Source organism: Acinetobacter sp. AOR14_HL (assembly GCF_027855175.1).
In the GTDB taxonomy this organism is placed as follows: domain Bacteria; phylum Pseudomonadota; class Gammaproteobacteria; order Pseudomonadales; family Moraxellaceae; genus Acinetobacter; species Acinetobacter calcoaceticus.
On sequence record NZ_JAKTII010000005.1, the window covers coordinates 103,795 to 118,306 of the forward strand.

General features: G+C 37.5%; 15 protein-coding genes, 1 tRNA gene and 2 pseudogenes. 13 read left to right on the forward strand and 5 right to left on the reverse strand.

All coding sequences use genetic code 11. From position 1 onward, the window contains the following. Positions 1–10: 10 nt before the first annotated feature. The 6 genes from era to MKL38_RS05655 all read left to right on the forward strand — a co-directional run bounded on the left by era (position 11) and on the right by MKL38_RS05655 (position 4,418). Positions 11–1,033: a GTPase Era gene (era, locus tag MKL38_RS05630; RefSeq protein ID WP_080028321.1), complete on the forward strand. Its 1,023-nt coding sequence runs from the start codon at positions 11–13 to the stop codon at positions 1,031–1,033. Between the two features lie 17 nt (positions 1,034–1,050). Further along, the gene (locus MKL38_RS05635; RefSeq protein WP_004643661.1) at positions 1,051–1,248 is read left to right on the forward strand and encodes an NF038104 family lipoprotein; all 198 of its coding nucleotides are present in this window, start codon (positions 1,051–1,053) and stop codon (positions 1,246–1,248) included. A 9-nt stretch (positions 1,249–1,257) separates the two neighbouring features. Continuing rightward, a complete protein-coding gene (gene recO, locus MKL38_RS05640; RefSeq protein WP_270902770.1) occupies positions 1,258–1,971 on the forward strand; it encodes a DNA repair protein RecO in 714 nt (237 codons plus the stop codon). Between the two features lie 13 nt (positions 1,972–1,984). After that, positions 1,985–2,710, forward strand: coding sequence for a pyridoxine 5'-phosphate synthase (gene pdxJ / locus MKL38_RS05645; RefSeq protein ID WP_270902771.1), 726 nt, complete (start codon positions 1,985–1,987; stop codon positions 2,708–2,710). Between the two features lie 6 nt (positions 2,711–2,716). Further along, positions 2,717–3,361 (forward strand): tRNA-(ms[2]io[6]A)-hydroxylase, encoded by a 645-nt coding sequence (locus MKL38_RS05650; protein ID WP_003650317.1) that lies wholly within the window; start codon positions 2,717–2,719, stop codon positions 3,359–3,361. Positions 3,362–3,659: 298 nt separating this feature from the next. Continuing rightward, positions 3,660–4,418, forward strand: a complete 759-nt coding sequence (locus tag MKL38_RS05655; protein WP_270902772.1) for an SDR family oxidoreductase — start codon at positions 3,660–3,662, stop codon at positions 4,416–4,418. A gap of 186 nt (positions 4,419–4,604) precedes the next feature. On the opposite strand, the gene MKL38_RS05660 is transcribed toward MKL38_RS05655, so the two are convergent. Next, positions 4,605–4,680, reverse strand: a tRNA-Asn gene (locus MKL38_RS05660). A 52-nt stretch (positions 4,681–4,732) separates the two neighbouring features. On the opposite strand from MKL38_RS05660, the pseudogene MKL38_RS05665 reads away from it, so the two are divergent. Both MKL38_RS05665 and MKL38_RS05670 read left to right on the forward strand, forming a co-directional pair. After that, positions 4,733–4,873, forward strand: a pseudogene (locus tag MKL38_RS05665) (hypothetical protein); the annotation flags it as partial. A gap of 41 nt (positions 4,874–4,914) precedes the next feature. Then, complete coding sequence (locus MKL38_RS05670) at positions 4,915–5,346, forward strand: hypothetical protein (protein ID WP_005038905.1); 432 nt, start codon at positions 4,915–4,917, stop codon at positions 5,344–5,346. A gap of 15 nt (positions 5,347–5,361) precedes the next feature. Here the strand turns inward: MKL38_RS05670 and MKL38_RS05675 are convergent, their stop codons facing one another. Continuing rightward, entirely contained in the window at positions 5,362–5,799 is a 438-nt protein-coding gene (locus MKL38_RS05675; protein ID WP_005045861.1) for a PaaI family thioesterase, read from the reverse strand. A 186-nt stretch (positions 5,800–5,985) separates the two neighbouring features. Between MKL38_RS05675 and MKL38_RS05680 the strand changes: the two genes are divergently transcribed. After that, on the forward strand, positions 5,986–6,402 hold the full coding sequence (locus MKL38_RS05680) for a GFA family protein (protein WP_270902773.1): 417 nt from the start codon (positions 5,986–5,988) through the stop codon (positions 6,400–6,402). Between the two features lie 88 nt (positions 6,403–6,490). Here MKL38_RS05680 and MKL38_RS05685 read toward each other — a convergent pair whose 3' ends face one another. Beyond that, positions 6,491–7,726 carry a pyridoxal phosphate-dependent aminotransferase gene (locus MKL38_RS05685; protein ID WP_270902774.1) on the reverse strand — a complete coding sequence of 412 codons (1,236 nt, stop codon included), beginning with the start codon at positions 7,724–7,726 and terminating at the stop codon, positions 6,491–6,493. A 207-nt stretch (positions 7,727–7,933) separates the two neighbouring features. Between MKL38_RS05685 and MKL38_RS05690 the strand changes: the two genes are divergently transcribed. Further along, positions 7,934–8,113 carry a hypothetical protein gene (locus MKL38_RS05690; protein ID WP_045429644.1) on the forward strand — a complete coding sequence of 60 codons (180 nt, stop codon included), beginning with the start codon at positions 7,934–7,936 and terminating at the stop codon, positions 8,111–8,113. 32 nt (positions 8,114–8,145) lie between these two features. Here the strand turns inward: MKL38_RS05690 and MKL38_RS05695 are convergent. Then, positions 8,146–9,582: pseudogene (locus MKL38_RS05695) on the reverse strand (diguanylate cyclase domain-containing protein); the annotation flags it as partial. A 175-nt stretch (positions 9,583–9,757) separates the two neighbouring features. Next, positions 9,758–10,549: an A1S_2505 family phage non-structural protein gene (locus MKL38_RS05700; protein WP_005038915.1), complete on the reverse strand. Its 792-nt coding sequence runs from the start codon at positions 10,547–10,549 to the stop codon at positions 9,758–9,760. A 180-nt stretch (positions 10,550–10,729) separates the two neighbouring features. Here MKL38_RS05700 and uvrB point away from each other — a divergent pair, with 180 nt between their 5' ends. The 3 genes from uvrB (at position 10,730) to rarD (ending at position 14,490) form a co-directional block, all read left to right on the forward strand. Further along, positions 10,730–12,751, forward strand: a complete 2,022-nt coding sequence (gene uvrB, locus MKL38_RS05705) for an excinuclease ABC subunit UvrB (protein WP_005038916.1) — start codon at positions 10,730–10,732, stop codon at positions 12,749–12,751. Positions 12,752–12,844: 93 nt separating this feature from the next. Further along, positions 12,845–13,432 (forward strand): lipocalin family protein, encoded by a 588-nt coding sequence (locus MKL38_RS05710; RefSeq protein WP_005038917.1) that lies wholly within the window; start codon positions 12,845–12,847, stop codon positions 13,430–13,432. Positions 13,433–13,542: 110 nt separating this feature from the next. Continuing rightward, complete coding sequence (gene rarD / locus MKL38_RS05715) at positions 13,543–14,490, forward strand: EamA family transporter RarD (RefSeq protein ID WP_270902775.1); 948 nt, start codon at positions 13,543–13,545, stop codon at positions 14,488–14,490. Positions 14,491–14,512 lie beyond the last annotated feature (22 nt).

The following is a 14,512-nucleotide window of genomic DNA, read 5'->3' on the forward strand; positions in this document are numbered from 1 at the left end:
CTGCATGTCGATGCATTCTGATCAAATCAATCCAGATTCAAATGATAACCAAGATCCTAATAATCTGATTGATCAATTTTTTAGTTCCAAAGGCGTGACAATTCCTTCGGATTTTAAGAGCGGATTTGTGGCGATTGTAGGACGTCCAAATGTGGGTAAATCTACCCTCATGAACCATTTATTAGGTCAAAAGCTCTCGATTACTTCGCGTAAACCTCAAACAACACGTCATAAAATTATTGGTATTGATTCGCGTGAAAAAATGCAGGCGGTATATGTAGATACCCCAGGTATGCATAAAAAAGAAGTGCGCGCTATTAATAAAATGATGAACCGTGCAGCTCATTCTGCATTACGCGACGTCAATTTGGTCTTATTTGTTATTGATGCTTATAAGTGGACCCCAAATGATGACTTAGTGCTTGAAAAACTCAAGAATGCTGAAATGCCAGTTATTTTGGTGATTAACAAGGCTGATACTTTTGAAGATAAAAGAGATATTCTTCCTTTAATTCAAGAGCGTGCCAAGCTTATGAATTTTGCTGAGATTGTTCCTGTATCTGCATTACGCGGAGCAAATCTGGAACACTTGAGTGAAACGATTGAGAAGTATCTTCCTTATCAAGCGCCTTTGTATTCATTTGATCAGATTACTGACCGTTCTGAACGCTTTTTAGCTAGCGAAATTATTCGTGAAAAAATCATGCGCCAGTTAGGTGAAGAACTACCTTATGATTTAACAGTACAAATTGAATCTTTCAAAACGGAAGAGGCTGCTGTTAATGAGAAAACTGGTCGTTTAAAACCAGCTTGTACCTATATTGATGCAACGATTTTTGTAGATCGTGCGGGCCAGAAAGCGATTGTGATTGGTGAAAAAGGTGCCAAGCTTAAAACAATCGGTATGGATGCTCGAAAAGACATGGAAAAGATGTTTGAGCAAAAAATTATGCTCACACTTTGGGTAAAAGTGAAGGGTGGCTGGTCTGATGATGAGCGTGCCTTAAAAAGCTTAGGGTATAGTGATATCTAAAGGATAAGGATACTGGTATGAAAACAATTACATCATTGGTCGCTATAATTGGATGTACATTGATGTTACAAGGTTGTGTATATAAGCTTGTAACCGTACCAGTAGGTATCGCTTATAAAACTACAAAAGGTGTTGTCAAAGGTACAGCAGCTGTTGTAGGTGCGGTGATCCCTGATGGTGATGATGACAAAAAAGAAAAAGAATCTGAGGAATAGTTTCTTTTTATGATGCGCAATGAAGTCCTTCATGGATATATGATTCATCACCGTAAGTACCGTGAAAAAAGTCATATTGTGCATCTTTTTACTCAGGAGTATGGGCGAGTCGATGGTATTTTAAGACAGACTCCGCCCCCTCAGTATCAACCTATCCGATTACAAGCAACTGGTAAAAGTGAGCTGAAGAACTTTACTAAGTTAGAAATATTAAATCAGCCTGTTTTCTTTTTCGGTGACGCATTTTTTGCCGGATTTTATTTAAGTGAAATCATTCTTCGGCTATGTCCACTAGAAGAGGCAATGCCTCAATCTTTTGAGCAATATCAGTTAACTCTATTGCAGTTACAGCAGCTCGCTTCTAATGATCAACCCGATCTTTTTTTAAGACAGATATTGCGTCAGTTCGAACATGTGCTTTTGCCTGAACTTGGGTACGCACTTGATTTCTCAATTGATACTCAGCAGCAACCGATTCAGTCTCAACAGTTTTATCAATTTCAAGTGACCGAAGGTTTTGCTCCTGTTGCGCAGGCGAGTCGTTCCTCTTTGTCAGGAAAAGCGATTTTGTCTATGGTGGATTATGAGCAAGGACAGGATTTTTCTCACGAACAACTGCAATTATTAGGTAAACTATACCGTCAAATGATTACATCGCTTTTAGGAGATCGTCCCCTAAAAAGTCGACAGTTGTGGATTCAAAATACTCAAACTCAATCGTAATTAGGATTTTTTTATGGCTGCATTGCTTGGTGTAAACATAGACCATGTTGCTACTTTAAGACAGGCGCGCGGTACTACTTACCCAGACCCTGTAGAAGCTGCTCTCATTTGTGAACAAGCTGGTGCAGAGGGGATTACCTTGCATTTGCGTGAAGACCGTCGCCATATTCAGGATGATGACGTACGTCGTATGCGACCATTACTAAAAACACGCATGAATCTAGAGCTGGCTGTTACTGATGAAATGGTCGAGTTTGCGAAAGAAATTCAGCCACAGCATGTATGCTTCGTTCCTGAAAGACGCCAAGAAGTAACAACTGAAGGTGGTTTGGATGTAGTAGGTAACTTTGAAAAAGTTAAAGCTGCAACTCAGACTTTAGCTGCTATTGGCTGTGACGTGTCATTATTTATCGATGCTGATCTAGCTCAAATTGATGCAGCAGTTGCATGTGGCGCACCTACGATTGAGTTGCACACGGGTGCATATGCAGATGCAGCAACGGACCAAGATCAACAGGCTGAGTTGGCGCGTATTATTAAAGGTGTTGAATACGCAGCTTCAAAAGGTTTGGTGGTAAATGCTGGTCATGGCCTTAACCTTAAAAATATTGGTCCAATTGCTGCTATTTCACAAATTCATGAGTTAAATATTGGGCACTCAATTATTGCTGAAAGTATTTTTGTAGGTCTTGTTCAAGCTGTCAAAGATATGAAAGCAGCAATTCAGGTGGCAGGATAATTGGTTATGTCGAGTATCAATTACGATGAACTAATGCAACCTGTCTTGGCCTTTTTAGGATGCCAAACGCCAAAGGCATGGCTGGATGAGGCGATCAATAATTTAGATATCTTGATGCAAGATCATGCTAACTGCGAAAAAAAAGCAGCTAGTACAGCAATGAACTTAATGTTCCGCTATAGTTTTTTCCCTGATTTGCAAGTAAAGCTTGCACAACTAGTACGGGAAGAAATGCTCCATTATGAACAAGTGCTTGAGCTAATGGCCAAGCGTGGTCAGAAATGGGATGGCTTAAGTGCAGGGCGCTATGCAGGTGGGTTGCGTAAAGAGATTCGTACTTATGAGCCAGAAGCTTTAATTGATGTACTTGTGGTAGGTGCTTTTGTTGAGGCGCGCTCATGCGAACGCTTTCATGCACTTGCCCCACGTGTAGATGAAGAGTTAGGACGCTACTATCGCTATTTGCTTAAGTCAGAGTCTCGTCATTTTGAAGACTATTTGGCACTTGCACTTGATGTTGCAAAAACTGCAAAAATGAAAAATCCTAAAGAGGATATTCAGCAGCGCATTGAGCATATTCGCGAGGTTGAAAAGAACCTGATTTTAACACCTGATGATACCTTCCGCTTTCACAGCGGCGTGCCTGCATAATCAAAAAAGTTGTGAATAAAAAAGTTTATCTTTCTAGGTAAACTTTTTTTATTTTAACCTTTAAATTTTTAATTATTTTTTATAAGTGGTTAGCATCTGGGATGCGGTATTTATTACCTGATACTCCTGATAAAATCATATCTATATAATTAATTTCCTTAAATATTGTTATCCATAATTAAATTTTTTAGAAAAATCTTTTATTTTTTAAAGTAATAACGAATATTATGTAAATATAAAGATAGGTTTGTTCATAATCGGTTCAACTAAAGTAGTCGAATATTTTAAGGATATAAGAATGTTAGCATTAGTTACAGGCGCTTCTGCGGGTTTTGGTTATAGTATTTCAAAAAAACTGATTGAGTTAGGTTATAAAGTTATTGGCTGTGGAAGACGAGCAGAAAAACTAAAAGAATTACAGCAAGAGCTTGGTGAAAAATTCTATCCACTCGTATTTGATATGACAGATACAGTAGAAAATATAAATAAAGCATTGGTTGAGTTACCAGCCGAATTCCAAATCAGTCAAATTGATTTATTGGTTAACAATGCCGGATTAGCATTAGGCCTAGAGCCAGCAGATAAATCAGATTTGGATGATTGGTACAGCATGGTGGATACCAATATTAAGGGATTGATTACTGTTACGCGGTTAATTTTACCGAATATGGTGAAGAAAAAGTCCGGTTTAATCATCAATATGGGATCAATTGCAGGTACATACCCATATCCGGGTGGTAATGTTTATGGTGCAACCAAAGCATTTGTGGAGCAATTTAGTTTAAACCTTCGAGCTGATCTGTCAGGTACTGGTATTCGAATAACTAATATTGAGCCAGGTCTTTGTGGTGGTACAGAATTTTCTTTGGTGCGCTTTAAGGGCGATCAGGAAAAGGTAAATAGTTTGTATGATAAAAAGAACCCAATCTTGCCTGAAGATATTGCAAATACGGTAGCGTGGGTCGCATCACAGCCTCCACATATTAATATTAACCGTATTGAAATGATGCCGACTTCTCAGTCTTTTAATCCCCTAAAAGTTGTTGAGGTAGAGTAATAAGGTTCAGAATGAACCGACAGTGAGTTTATAGATGCTATGTCTTTTGAATTTTGATTCGGACATTGAATGAAATTAATAGATTAATAATTAAATCCTCTATGTTGTGATAGGGGATTTTTTATAGTTATTGATAAATTTATGGCAAAAAAAAGCCCGCTTTAATGCTGCGGGCTTTTTAGTATTTGGCTCTCCCACCTGGGCTCGAACCAGGGACCTGCGGATTAACAGTCCGTCGCTCTACCGACTGAGCTATGGGAGAATCTGCATGCGATTATAAGGAGATTTTGAGAAGGGTCAAGTGAAAATCGCCATGTTTCCTTCATTTTTGTGTTGTATGCTTTTTATTTGACCAGTTGAGCGGTGAGCTGAGAAATTACTTGCGCTTTAAAAATTCAATTGCTAGATTCAAAACAGAACAAGCGTTTGAAGAAATTCAAACAGTGTGGATTTAAACCAACTTGCCAGCACTAAAATGGCTAAATCGGAGATAAGTATGAAAACACTTACTGTTGCCTCTATTTTTTCTAATTTTGATTTTTATCAACGCAATTATCTCAATATCTTAAGTCGACCAGACTCTTATTACATACCTGTAGAGGGTGCGTCGATTGATGCTTATCCTTTTAAAAAGCAAGACTTGTACTTAGGTGATTTATTGCAGCTTTGGTTCAGTTCTAAATGGAATGTGCATAGTTCACTAAAAGTTTTAAAGTGTTCAAAAGTATTAGATAAATCTAAACCCCTATATATTTTTCAATTAGAAGGGGAGTTACTGCTGGGCAAAAATAAAGTTCTAGCTTGGTCTACTGAACATCAAGAAGTTATAGAACTTCAACTTAAAAATATTTGGGCACCTTATATAGTGGCGCAAACCTGTGATCGTCCAGATAATCCAGATTACTCAATAAAAAAGGCAGCGGTTTAAGGCTGCCTCTTATGACTATGGGCGAATAATCATGCAGGTTGCTGTTGCATATGCATAAAGTTTACCTTCTTCATCAATAATTTTACCTTCAGAAATACCCAAATTTTTGCTTATATTAATGACTTTACCTGTTGCAATTAAAGGATGGTTTTTGGGGATTGGACGACACATTTTTACATTGAGATCGATGGTTCCATAGCCTACGCCAGCAGGTAACATCGTATGTACTGCACAGCCAGTCACAGAATCTAAAACTGTAGCAGCAAAACCACCATGTACGCCCCCTAGCGGATTTAGATGATTATGATCTGCTTGCGCTTTAAAAGTAACAGAACCTTCTGAAATTTCAGTAGGTTGCATAGGTATGGTTTTACTAATACTTGCTGCTGGAATATGGCCATCAATCATCGCTTGTAAAAATTCAAGACCAGTCATTTCCATGGGATTTTTCATTTTTGAGTCCTTTAATTTTATAAGTTCTTAAATGGAACTTAATTTTAAATTATGATGTAAAAGTACTATTGTCAAGTTAGAAAAATGAAGTGATAAGTTCAGTTATAGTTTACAAACTTGTAAATTTTAATTAGACAGAATATTTTATGAAATTAAAAATATAAAACTTATCAATGGGAAATAATAATGAACGGTCAATGTTTATGTGGTAAGACTACATTTGAGGTAGAGCTAAAAAATCATGATGTGCATGTTTGCCATTGTTCGATGTGCCGCCGACAAACTAGTGGTGTTATTATGACGATTGATGTTGTACAAGATAGTCTAAAGTTTATTCAACAAGAGCATCTGAGTATTTTTAACTCTTCTGAGTGGGGCGAAAGAGGCTTTTGCAACGCTTGTGGAACTACAATTTTTTGGAGAACTAAGGATCAAGGCTACTGCAACATTAATGCATTTTCTTTAGATGAACTAGTAGATGACTTAAAGTTAGATCTGGAAATTTTTATTGATTCAAAACCCGATTTTTATGCCTTTAAAAATGATACAAAAAAAATGACTGAAGCTGAGGTCATGGCTTTATTTAATTCTGCTGAGTCATAAATAGTAGCTACGAATAAAATTTTTAATCTTCTATTCATAAAAAAGAGGCCTCAACTTGAAGTGGAGGCCTCTTTTTTTTAATTATAAATTACTTAGCTGTTTTTTCAGCTTCAATAGAAGCAATTGCAGCATCTACGCCTTCAATTGAGTCAGCAGCTTTTTTGATACGTGCTAACGCATCAACGAGCACTTCGTCAGCTGTTGCATATGAAATACGCATAAAACCGCCTAAACCAAATGCATCACCAGGCACTACTGCTACACCAGTTTCTTCTAGTAACCATTCAGAGAACTCGGTGCAAGACTTTAAGCCTTTTGCACGAATGAGTGGGCGAATGTTTGCATAGGCATAGAAAGCACCGTCAGCAGGCAAGCAAGAAATCCCTTTGATTTCATTCAAGCCGTTTACGACTAAGTCATGACGACGTTTGAACGCTTTAATCATTGGTTGAAGTACGTCTTGTGGGCCATTCAATGCAGCTTCAGCAGCAACTTGCGAAATAGAAGTTGGGTTTGAAGTTGATTGAGACTGGATTTTTTTCATTGCTCCAATGATTTTTGCTGGGCCGGCTGCATAGCCAATACGCCAACCTGTCATCGCATATGCTTTAGAAACACCATTTAAAACAATCGTGCGATCATATAAATCTGGAGCAACAGTTGCGATGTTGTAGAACTCATCTTCCCAACGAATTGGTTCATACATATCGTCAGATGCAACAAACACTTGTGGATGGCTACGTAATACTTCAGCTAAAGCTTCTAATTCAGCTTTGCTATAGATCATACCTGTCGGGTTAGATGGGCTGTTTAATACAACTAAACGAGTGTTAGGAGTAATAGCCGCTTCTAATTGTTCAGGAGTAATTTTAAAACGTTGGTCTTCGCCACATTTCACAATGACAGGAGTACCTTCAGCAATAATGACCATATCTGGATAGCTTACCCAGAACGGTGCTGGAATGATAACTTCATCGCCTTTGTTTAATAGAGCAAGTGCCAAGTTAAAGAAGCTTTGCTTACCACCACATGAAACCAAAATCTGATTTGCTTGATAATCAAGATTATTATCGCGTTTAAATTTAGCAATAATTGCTTTTTTTAACCCAGGAGTACCATCTACAGCCGTATATTTGGTGAAACCATTATTAATCGCTTCAATTGCAGCATCTTTGATGTGTTGAGGGGTATCAAAGTCTGGTTCGCCAGCACCTAAACCAATCACATTCTTGCCAGCAGCTTTAAGTTCGGCAGCTTTATTGGTTACAGCAAGTGTAGGGGACGGTTTGATGGCATTGACACGATCAGAAAGACGTACGTCCACGGCAATATTCCTCTTATGGGATTAAAAAATAAAAAGCATACTATCTTATCGCAAAAATTAAGTAATTTGCGGATGTGAACCTTTTCAGATGTAAAAAAGTTTAGTTTAGTAATCATCTTAAGCAATATTTATTCAATTGAAGCTTTTTTAGAAAGAAATGAGAAAATCATTTATAATAGGTCGCAATCGAAATTTCGAGAATGAATCATGACTGAGCAACAGCCAAAACAGAAAAAGGCTTTGGTGAAATTGCCATTCCCAATGCCGAATGATAGCAATGCAGCCGACGACGCGGTACACAACCAAGTGCGTCCAAAACCAGAGCAATACGCAGATAGAACGTGGATGCCTCCGCGTGGTACTCGTCGTTCTATGGGAAAACGCTAATCTCGAAAACAGGCAATATGCCTGTTTTTTTATTGATTAAATAAAATTTCCTGATAATAGCTTTTTTTCTTTTGGTACATGTGATGGTCAGCTCGCTTCAACATGTCCTCAATTTGTTCATTTGCTTGAGTTGTTGCATGTCCAATTGCAATGCTAATTGGGTGGCTTGAATAATATTGATTGTCGATATTAAAAAGCTCTTGGATGGTTTGAAGCATAATTAGAACATTCGCCTCATCTGCCCCCGGCATTAAAATCACGAATTCATCGCCACCTATTCTAGAAGCCGTATATGCTGTATTTAAAATAGCCTGACTTAAAATATTTCCGACGCGGCGCAATAAGCCATCCCCAATATCATGACCAAACTGATCATTTGTTTCTTTTAATCCATTCATATCTAAGAAAATTGAAGAAACAGGTCGAATAATACTCCGGTTTAAACGATTAAGTTCCTCTGTAAAAAAAGCGCGATTATATAGTTTGGTCAGGACATCGTGTTGCCCCAAATATTCAAGATAGTTTTCGGCTTTTTTTCGCGCCGTAATATCGGTAAGTGCAACCTGTACCAGTCCCCAAGTGTCTTCATAACCCGGAAAAACGGTAAATTGAAGCAATACATTTCTTATTTGCCCATCTAAGGCATAGTTAATCGCTTCACGCTTATGGTGAATATTACCTTGCCATAATTCGATGAGTTGTTCCCGAAAGGTTTCAATCATCTCTTCAGCAAAAATCTTGTGTGTATTTCTTAAAAGTGTCGACTTATCAGGAGCCTTAAATAAATCAAGAGTTGCCTGATTAACATCTAAAATCAGAATATCTTCTACACACTGACGGACAAACTCAGGATGGACATCTAGAAAAGTTCTAAAATCTTCAATACCTAATAACCTGAGTTGATCAATTCTATTTTTTATACGGCTGAAATCTTCGACCCAAAGAGAAGTGGGAGAATAGATAAACATAGACTCAGCTAATCGACGATTTTTTGCTTCCTCACGAAGTGCATTTTGATAGGGCGTAATGTCTTCGGTGGTAATTAATACACGCTCAAAGGTCGATTCAGAGCCGGGTAAAATAGAACCTCTTAGCTGAACATCAATACGTTTGCCTGATAAGGTGTAATTTACAGTCGTACTTGAAAAGTGAGTTTTACCATTCCATAGTTCTTCAAGTTCAAAAATATGAGATTCGAACATTTCTTTTTTAAAAATAAGATTTAAATTCGAATATAGCTCTTCGTGAGTTTTAGCTTCAAAAAGTTCTAATGTTTTTTGATTAACGCGAACGACTTTAATTTTATGGGCACATTCACTGATTAAGTTTTTATTTTGACTTAAAAATTCATGGAGGTTTTCAATACCTTGATTTCTCCATAAGTCAAATTGTTGTTTAACTTCACTGAAATCCTCAATCCACATTGGAATTGGGCTAAGGTCAAAAATTGAAGAATCTAAAGTTTCCATATGTTTCTTTAAGTATTCAGTTTGCCTTAAAGTATAATGAGAAAAATTAAGATTTGGGAAGCTAAAGAACTTAAATCTATTAGAATAATTAAAAATATAAAGATTAAATGTAAGTAAAAATAAAATAATGAGAAAGCAGATATTATCTGCTTAGCTCATAAATTTATAAGAAAAATTAACGATTAATAGGGTGGTCAATATTCTTTTCACCACGCCAGAGTTTGATAAAGTCTTGCTCGTCAAAATCGTAAAGTTCCATGAGTGCAACCACAGCACTTACAAAAATCATGGCACCCTCTGAGTTTCCGTGCAGATCAAAAATTTTACCATTGAGCTTTCCTAAAATATCACTCAGCTCATGATCACGGCCTCGTCCATAACGATCCCGAGGGTACAGTTCTTCATTTAAAACAATAAGAGCAATGGCTTTTTCGGCACTTGATAAATCTGTTTTATCTAAGGCTTCTTCAAAAGATTCACTTCCATGATTAAAGTAAAAAATAACATCATCATTAATGAAACTTTTCACCATCTTTTGGGTTAATGTCGGAAATTCAGAAACTGCATTATCTTCAACATAAGGTTTAAAAGATTCTGGAAAGATAACATTGTGATGAATATCTTTAAACAGTGGTGCAATTTCAGAAACTTTATAACCTGCGATGCCACAACCTAAAGCCGTGACAAAATATTTCATTTTAGGATGATTTTTTGCATATATCTTAAAATCTTCAACATAGTGCTCAATCTGTGAAAGAGGCATTTGTTGAATATGTTCATTTAAGGTGGGAATTGCAAAGCTTTGACCAGCCCAGCCGCGACCTACACCTTCAACTGCACCGAAGTGTTGACTGGCAACGCGTGCTGCACCGCTACCGTGCTGTCCAGCAAGGTTACTTCCAAATACAAAAACTGTATCTTCGGGAAGTTCGGTTACAATACTTTCATCATGATATTGATAGGTCATGGTTATGCTTTTTATTTAATGGATAGCTTCATGTTGCAACTGATTATGGTATTGGTCAAGTGTTAAGATGCTTAATCTTTTACATTGAATTTCCAACTCAATTTGCACTTTAAATTAAGATAAAAATCCCCATTAATGGGGGAGACGTTAAATTCAATTTTTTCATAAAGAGAGATAACTTTGAACGAAAATCAACCTTTCGATTTGGTCACTCATTATCAGCCAGCAGGTGATCAGCCACAGGCAATTGAAAAGCTGGTCAATGGTATCGAGCATGGTTTTCGTAATCAGTTATTGCTAGGGGTAACGGGCTCAGGTAAGACCTATACCATGGCAAATGTGATCGCCCAAACACAGCGACCTACAATTGTGATGGCTCATAATAAAACTTTGGCTGCCCAGCTTTATGGTGAGTTTAAATCTTTCTTCCCTAATAATGCGGTTGAATATTTTGTAAGTTATTACGATTACTACCAACCAGAAGCTTACGTTCCATCTTCGGATACGTTTATTGAAAAAGATTCAGCCATTAATGATCACATTGATCAGATGCGGTTATCAGCAACACGAGCTTTATTAGAACGTCGTGATGCAATTATTGTGGCATCGGTTTCTGCAATTTATGGTTTGGGTGACCCGAATGCTTATATGCAAATGTTGCTGCATGTGGTTGAGGGCGATCGAGTAAGCCGCGATGAAATCATCCGCCGATTGGTTGAAATGCAATATACGCGTAATGAACTTGAATTTTTACGTGGTACTTATCGTATTCGCGGCGAAATTATTGATATTTTCCCAGCGGAATCTGATCAACATGCGATTCGTATTGAACTATTTGATGATGAGGTCGATTCAATCCGTTGGTTTGACCCGCTAACTGGTAAAATGGTTCGTAAAGTTTCTCGGATAACGATTTATCCGAAAAGCCACTATGTAACACCAAAAGATCATTTGACCCGTGCTATCGATACAATTAAAGATGAATTACAAGATCAGCTCAAATTCTTCCGTGAACATGACAAATTGCTTGAAGCACAACGTATTGAGCAACGGACACGTTACGATCTGGAAATGATGCAACAGTTGGGTTATACCAATGGTATCGAAAACTATTCGCGTCATTTGTCAGGACGTCCGTCTGGTGAAGCACCGCCGACTTTATTCGACTATATTCCAGAAGATGCTTTGCTCATTATTGACGAATCACACGTTACTGTTCCGCAAATTGGAGCGATGTATAAAGGTGACCGGTCACGTAAAGAAAACTTAGTGAATTATGGGTTCCGTTTGCCAAGTGCGCTTGATAACCGTCCGATGAAATTTGAAGAGTGGGAGCGTATTGTACCGACGACCATTTTTGTAAGTGCAACACCTGCTAAATATGAATTAGAAAAGTCAGATCAAATCGTTGAACAGGTGGTACGTCCAACAGGTCTAATCGATCCTGAAATTGAGATTCGTCCTGTCTTAACCCAAGTAGATGATGTTCTTTCTGAAATTAATATTCGTAAAAACTTGAATGAACGGGTATTAATTACAACTTTAACAAAGCGTATGGCAGAAGATCTGACTTCTTATTTGAAAGAATATGGCGTTAAGGTCGCTTATCTCCACTCAGATATTGATACGGTTGAACGTGTCAAAATTATTCATGAATTACGTACAGGCGTATTCGATGTTTTAGTCGGTATTAACCTGCTACGTGAAGGTCTGGATATGCCAGAAGTCTCTTTGGTTGCTATTTTAGATGCAGATAAAGAGGGTTTCTTACGTTCAGAACGTTCACTTATTCAGACGATTGGTCGTGCTGCGCGTAATGTGAAAGGTAAAGCAATTTTATATGCTGACCGAATTACCGATTCTATGCAAAAAGCAATAGATGAGACTGATCGTCGTAGAGCCAAACAAATTGAATTTAATGAGCTGCATGGTATTACGCCACGTAGTGCTGTTCGTCAAGTTGTCAAAGAAATTGACTCGGGTGAGGTACTTTCAGACGATGAGATTGATGAAAAAGTACTTGAACAAGCACAAGCATTGAGTGCCGACGAAAGACATATTCTTTCAGATCCAAAATTGTTTAGTAAACATATTACTAAGCTTGAAAAAGATATGTTAAAGGCCTCGAAAGATTTGCAGTTCGAGCAAGCAGCGCGGATACGTGATGAAATTATTCGATTAAAAGCGCAAATGTTGCAATAAACGAATACATAACGCTACATAATGTGTTTAAAAAACAAGCTACTGTAGATGTTTGGGTTCTTTTGTATTCACAACTAATCGTTGAGGGCAACAATGGCATTTCGAAATAATGTTCCGCAAGCCAGTTGGCGTTTGGCTAAAATTGCGTTGGGCGGTGTTGTTTTGGCTGGTTTAGCTGTTGGAACGTATGTCTATGCTCAGCCGAAACCTTTGCAAACCGTTTATAAAGTTGAACTGGACCGATATTTAGGTGTCTGGTATGAAGTCGCCCGTAAGCCTGCGTTTTTTCAAAAAAAATGTGCTTATAACGTATCTGCAACTTATACCTTAAATGAAAATGGAAATGTGGTTGTAGATAATCGCTGTTATGACAATAGAAAACAATTACAGCAATCTATTGGCGAAGCCTTTGTCGTAAATCCGCCATATAACACGAAATTGAAGGTAAGTTTCTTACCGGAAGCTGTGAGATGGATTCCAGTCATTCGTGGAGATTACTGGATTTTAAAAATAGATGAAGACTATCAAACTGTTTTAGTAGGAGAACCTTCTCGTAAATATCTTTGGGTATTATCAAGAACACCTCATCCTGAACAAGAAGTGGTTGATGAATATCTAAATTATGCAAAAACATTAGGTTTTGATATTCGCGATATTATTCATACAGAACATAAAGAATAGCTGTAGATGTCTGATTAATAAAAAACCATGTTTTTACATGGTTTTTTCTTTTTTATAGTGGATAAATCAAGTATTGTGGTGAGCTGTTTTTATTAAAGTATTAGAGGGTGATGATGTTTAAGGGCGTGAGCTTGTCTGTCATGGCATCTATCACTTTTGGTGTACTTTATTTTTATACTCAGTTGTTAAGTCAGCTTGATAGTGAACAGACTTTTGGATGGCGGATTATTGCAACAATACCATTTTTAACTTTGTTTATGTGGTGGAGTGGTGATTTAGGATATATAAAAAATATCTACCAGCGTATTTTGGCAAAGCCGTCTTTATTATTGTTGTTAATCACAACCTCTGTTTTAACTTCAGTACAACTTTGGCTGTTTTTATGGGGGCCTATGCATGGGCGTGGCTTACAAGTATCTTTAGGCTACTTTCTATTGCCGCTTGTTCTTGTCTTGGCCGGAAGTGTGCTGTATGGCGAAAAAATATCAAAATTTCAATGGGTCGCAATTATTCTTGCAGTCATTGGAGTAGGTCATGAGATCTGGCGTTTAGGAAGTATTGCTTGGGAAACTGCACTGGTTGCAGTTGGTTATTCCGCCTACTTTTTATTACGTAAGACCATTAAAACAGACAATTTAGGCGGCTTTTGGTGGGATTTAGTCATTATTCTGCCGATTGCGATTTATTTGACCCATACAGGTTTACTCCCTTATAGCAAATTTATAGACCAACCGAGTCTTGCTTTGGTCATTGTTGGGCTTGGAATTTTAAGTGCTATTGGTTTAGGAAGTTATATTCTGGCAAGTCGCTTTTTACCGTTAGTTGTGTTTGGACTTTTAGGATATTTGGAACCTGTATTACTTGCTCTTGCTTCTTTAGTTTTGGGGGAGAGTATTGGCCAAGAAGAATGGTTTACTTATATTCCGATTTGGTGTGCAGTATTTGTACTCGTTTTAGAAGGTGCAGTTCACCTTTATCAGCAACGTCAAAAAGCCAAAAATTTGCAGCTTAACATCGCGAAATATCAAAAAAGATTAAAAAATGATGAGTTTGATTAGAGGGTAAGAATCTAAAAAGTAA

Coding starts and splice junctions, on each gene's coding strand:
- MKL38_RS05675 (WP_005045861.1), bottom strand. CDS start 5,799: ATGAAAAATCCCATGGAAATGACTGGTCTTGAATTTTTACAAGCGATG.
- MKL38_RS05700 (WP_005038915.1), bottom strand. CDS start 10,549: ATGACCTATCAATATCATGATGAAAGTATTGTAACCGAACTTCCCGAA.
- MKL38_RS05710 (WP_005038917.1), top strand. CDS start 12,845: ATGGCATTTCGAAATAATGTTCCGCAAGCCAGTTGGCGTTTGGCTAAA.
- era (WP_080028321.1), top strand. CDS start 11: ATGCATTCTGATCAAATCAATCCAGATTCAAATGATAACCAAGATCCT.
- MKL38_RS05680 (WP_270902773.1), top strand. CDS start 5,986: ATGAACGGTCAATGTTTATGTGGTAAGACTACATTTGAGGTAGAGCTA.
- MKL38_RS05690 (WP_045429644.1), top strand. CDS start 7,934: ATGACTGAGCAACAGCCAAAACAGAAAAAGGCTTTGGTGAAATTGCCA.
- MKL38_RS05635 (WP_004643661.1), top strand. CDS start 1,051: ATGAAAACAATTACATCATTGGTCGCTATAATTGGATGTACATTGATG.
- MKL38_RS05650 (WP_003650317.1), top strand. CDS start 2,717: ATGTCGAGTATCAATTACGATGAACTAATGCAACCTGTCTTGGCCTTT.
- MKL38_RS05670 (WP_005038905.1), top strand. CDS start 4,915: ATGAAAACACTTACTGTTGCCTCTATTTTTTCTAATTTTGATTTTTAT.
- rarD (WP_270902775.1), top strand. CDS start 13,543: ATGATGTTTAAGGGCGTGAGCTTGTCTGTCATGGCATCTATCACTTTT.
- pdxJ (WP_270902771.1), top strand. CDS start 1,985: ATGGCTGCATTGCTTGGTGTAAACATAGACCATGTTGCTACTTTAAGA.
- recO (WP_270902770.1), top strand. CDS start 1,258: ATGATGCGCAATGAAGTCCTTCATGGATATATGATTCATCACCGTAAG.
- MKL38_RS05655 (WP_270902772.1), top strand. CDS start 3,660: ATGTTAGCATTAGTTACAGGCGCTTCTGCGGGTTTTGGTTATAGTATT.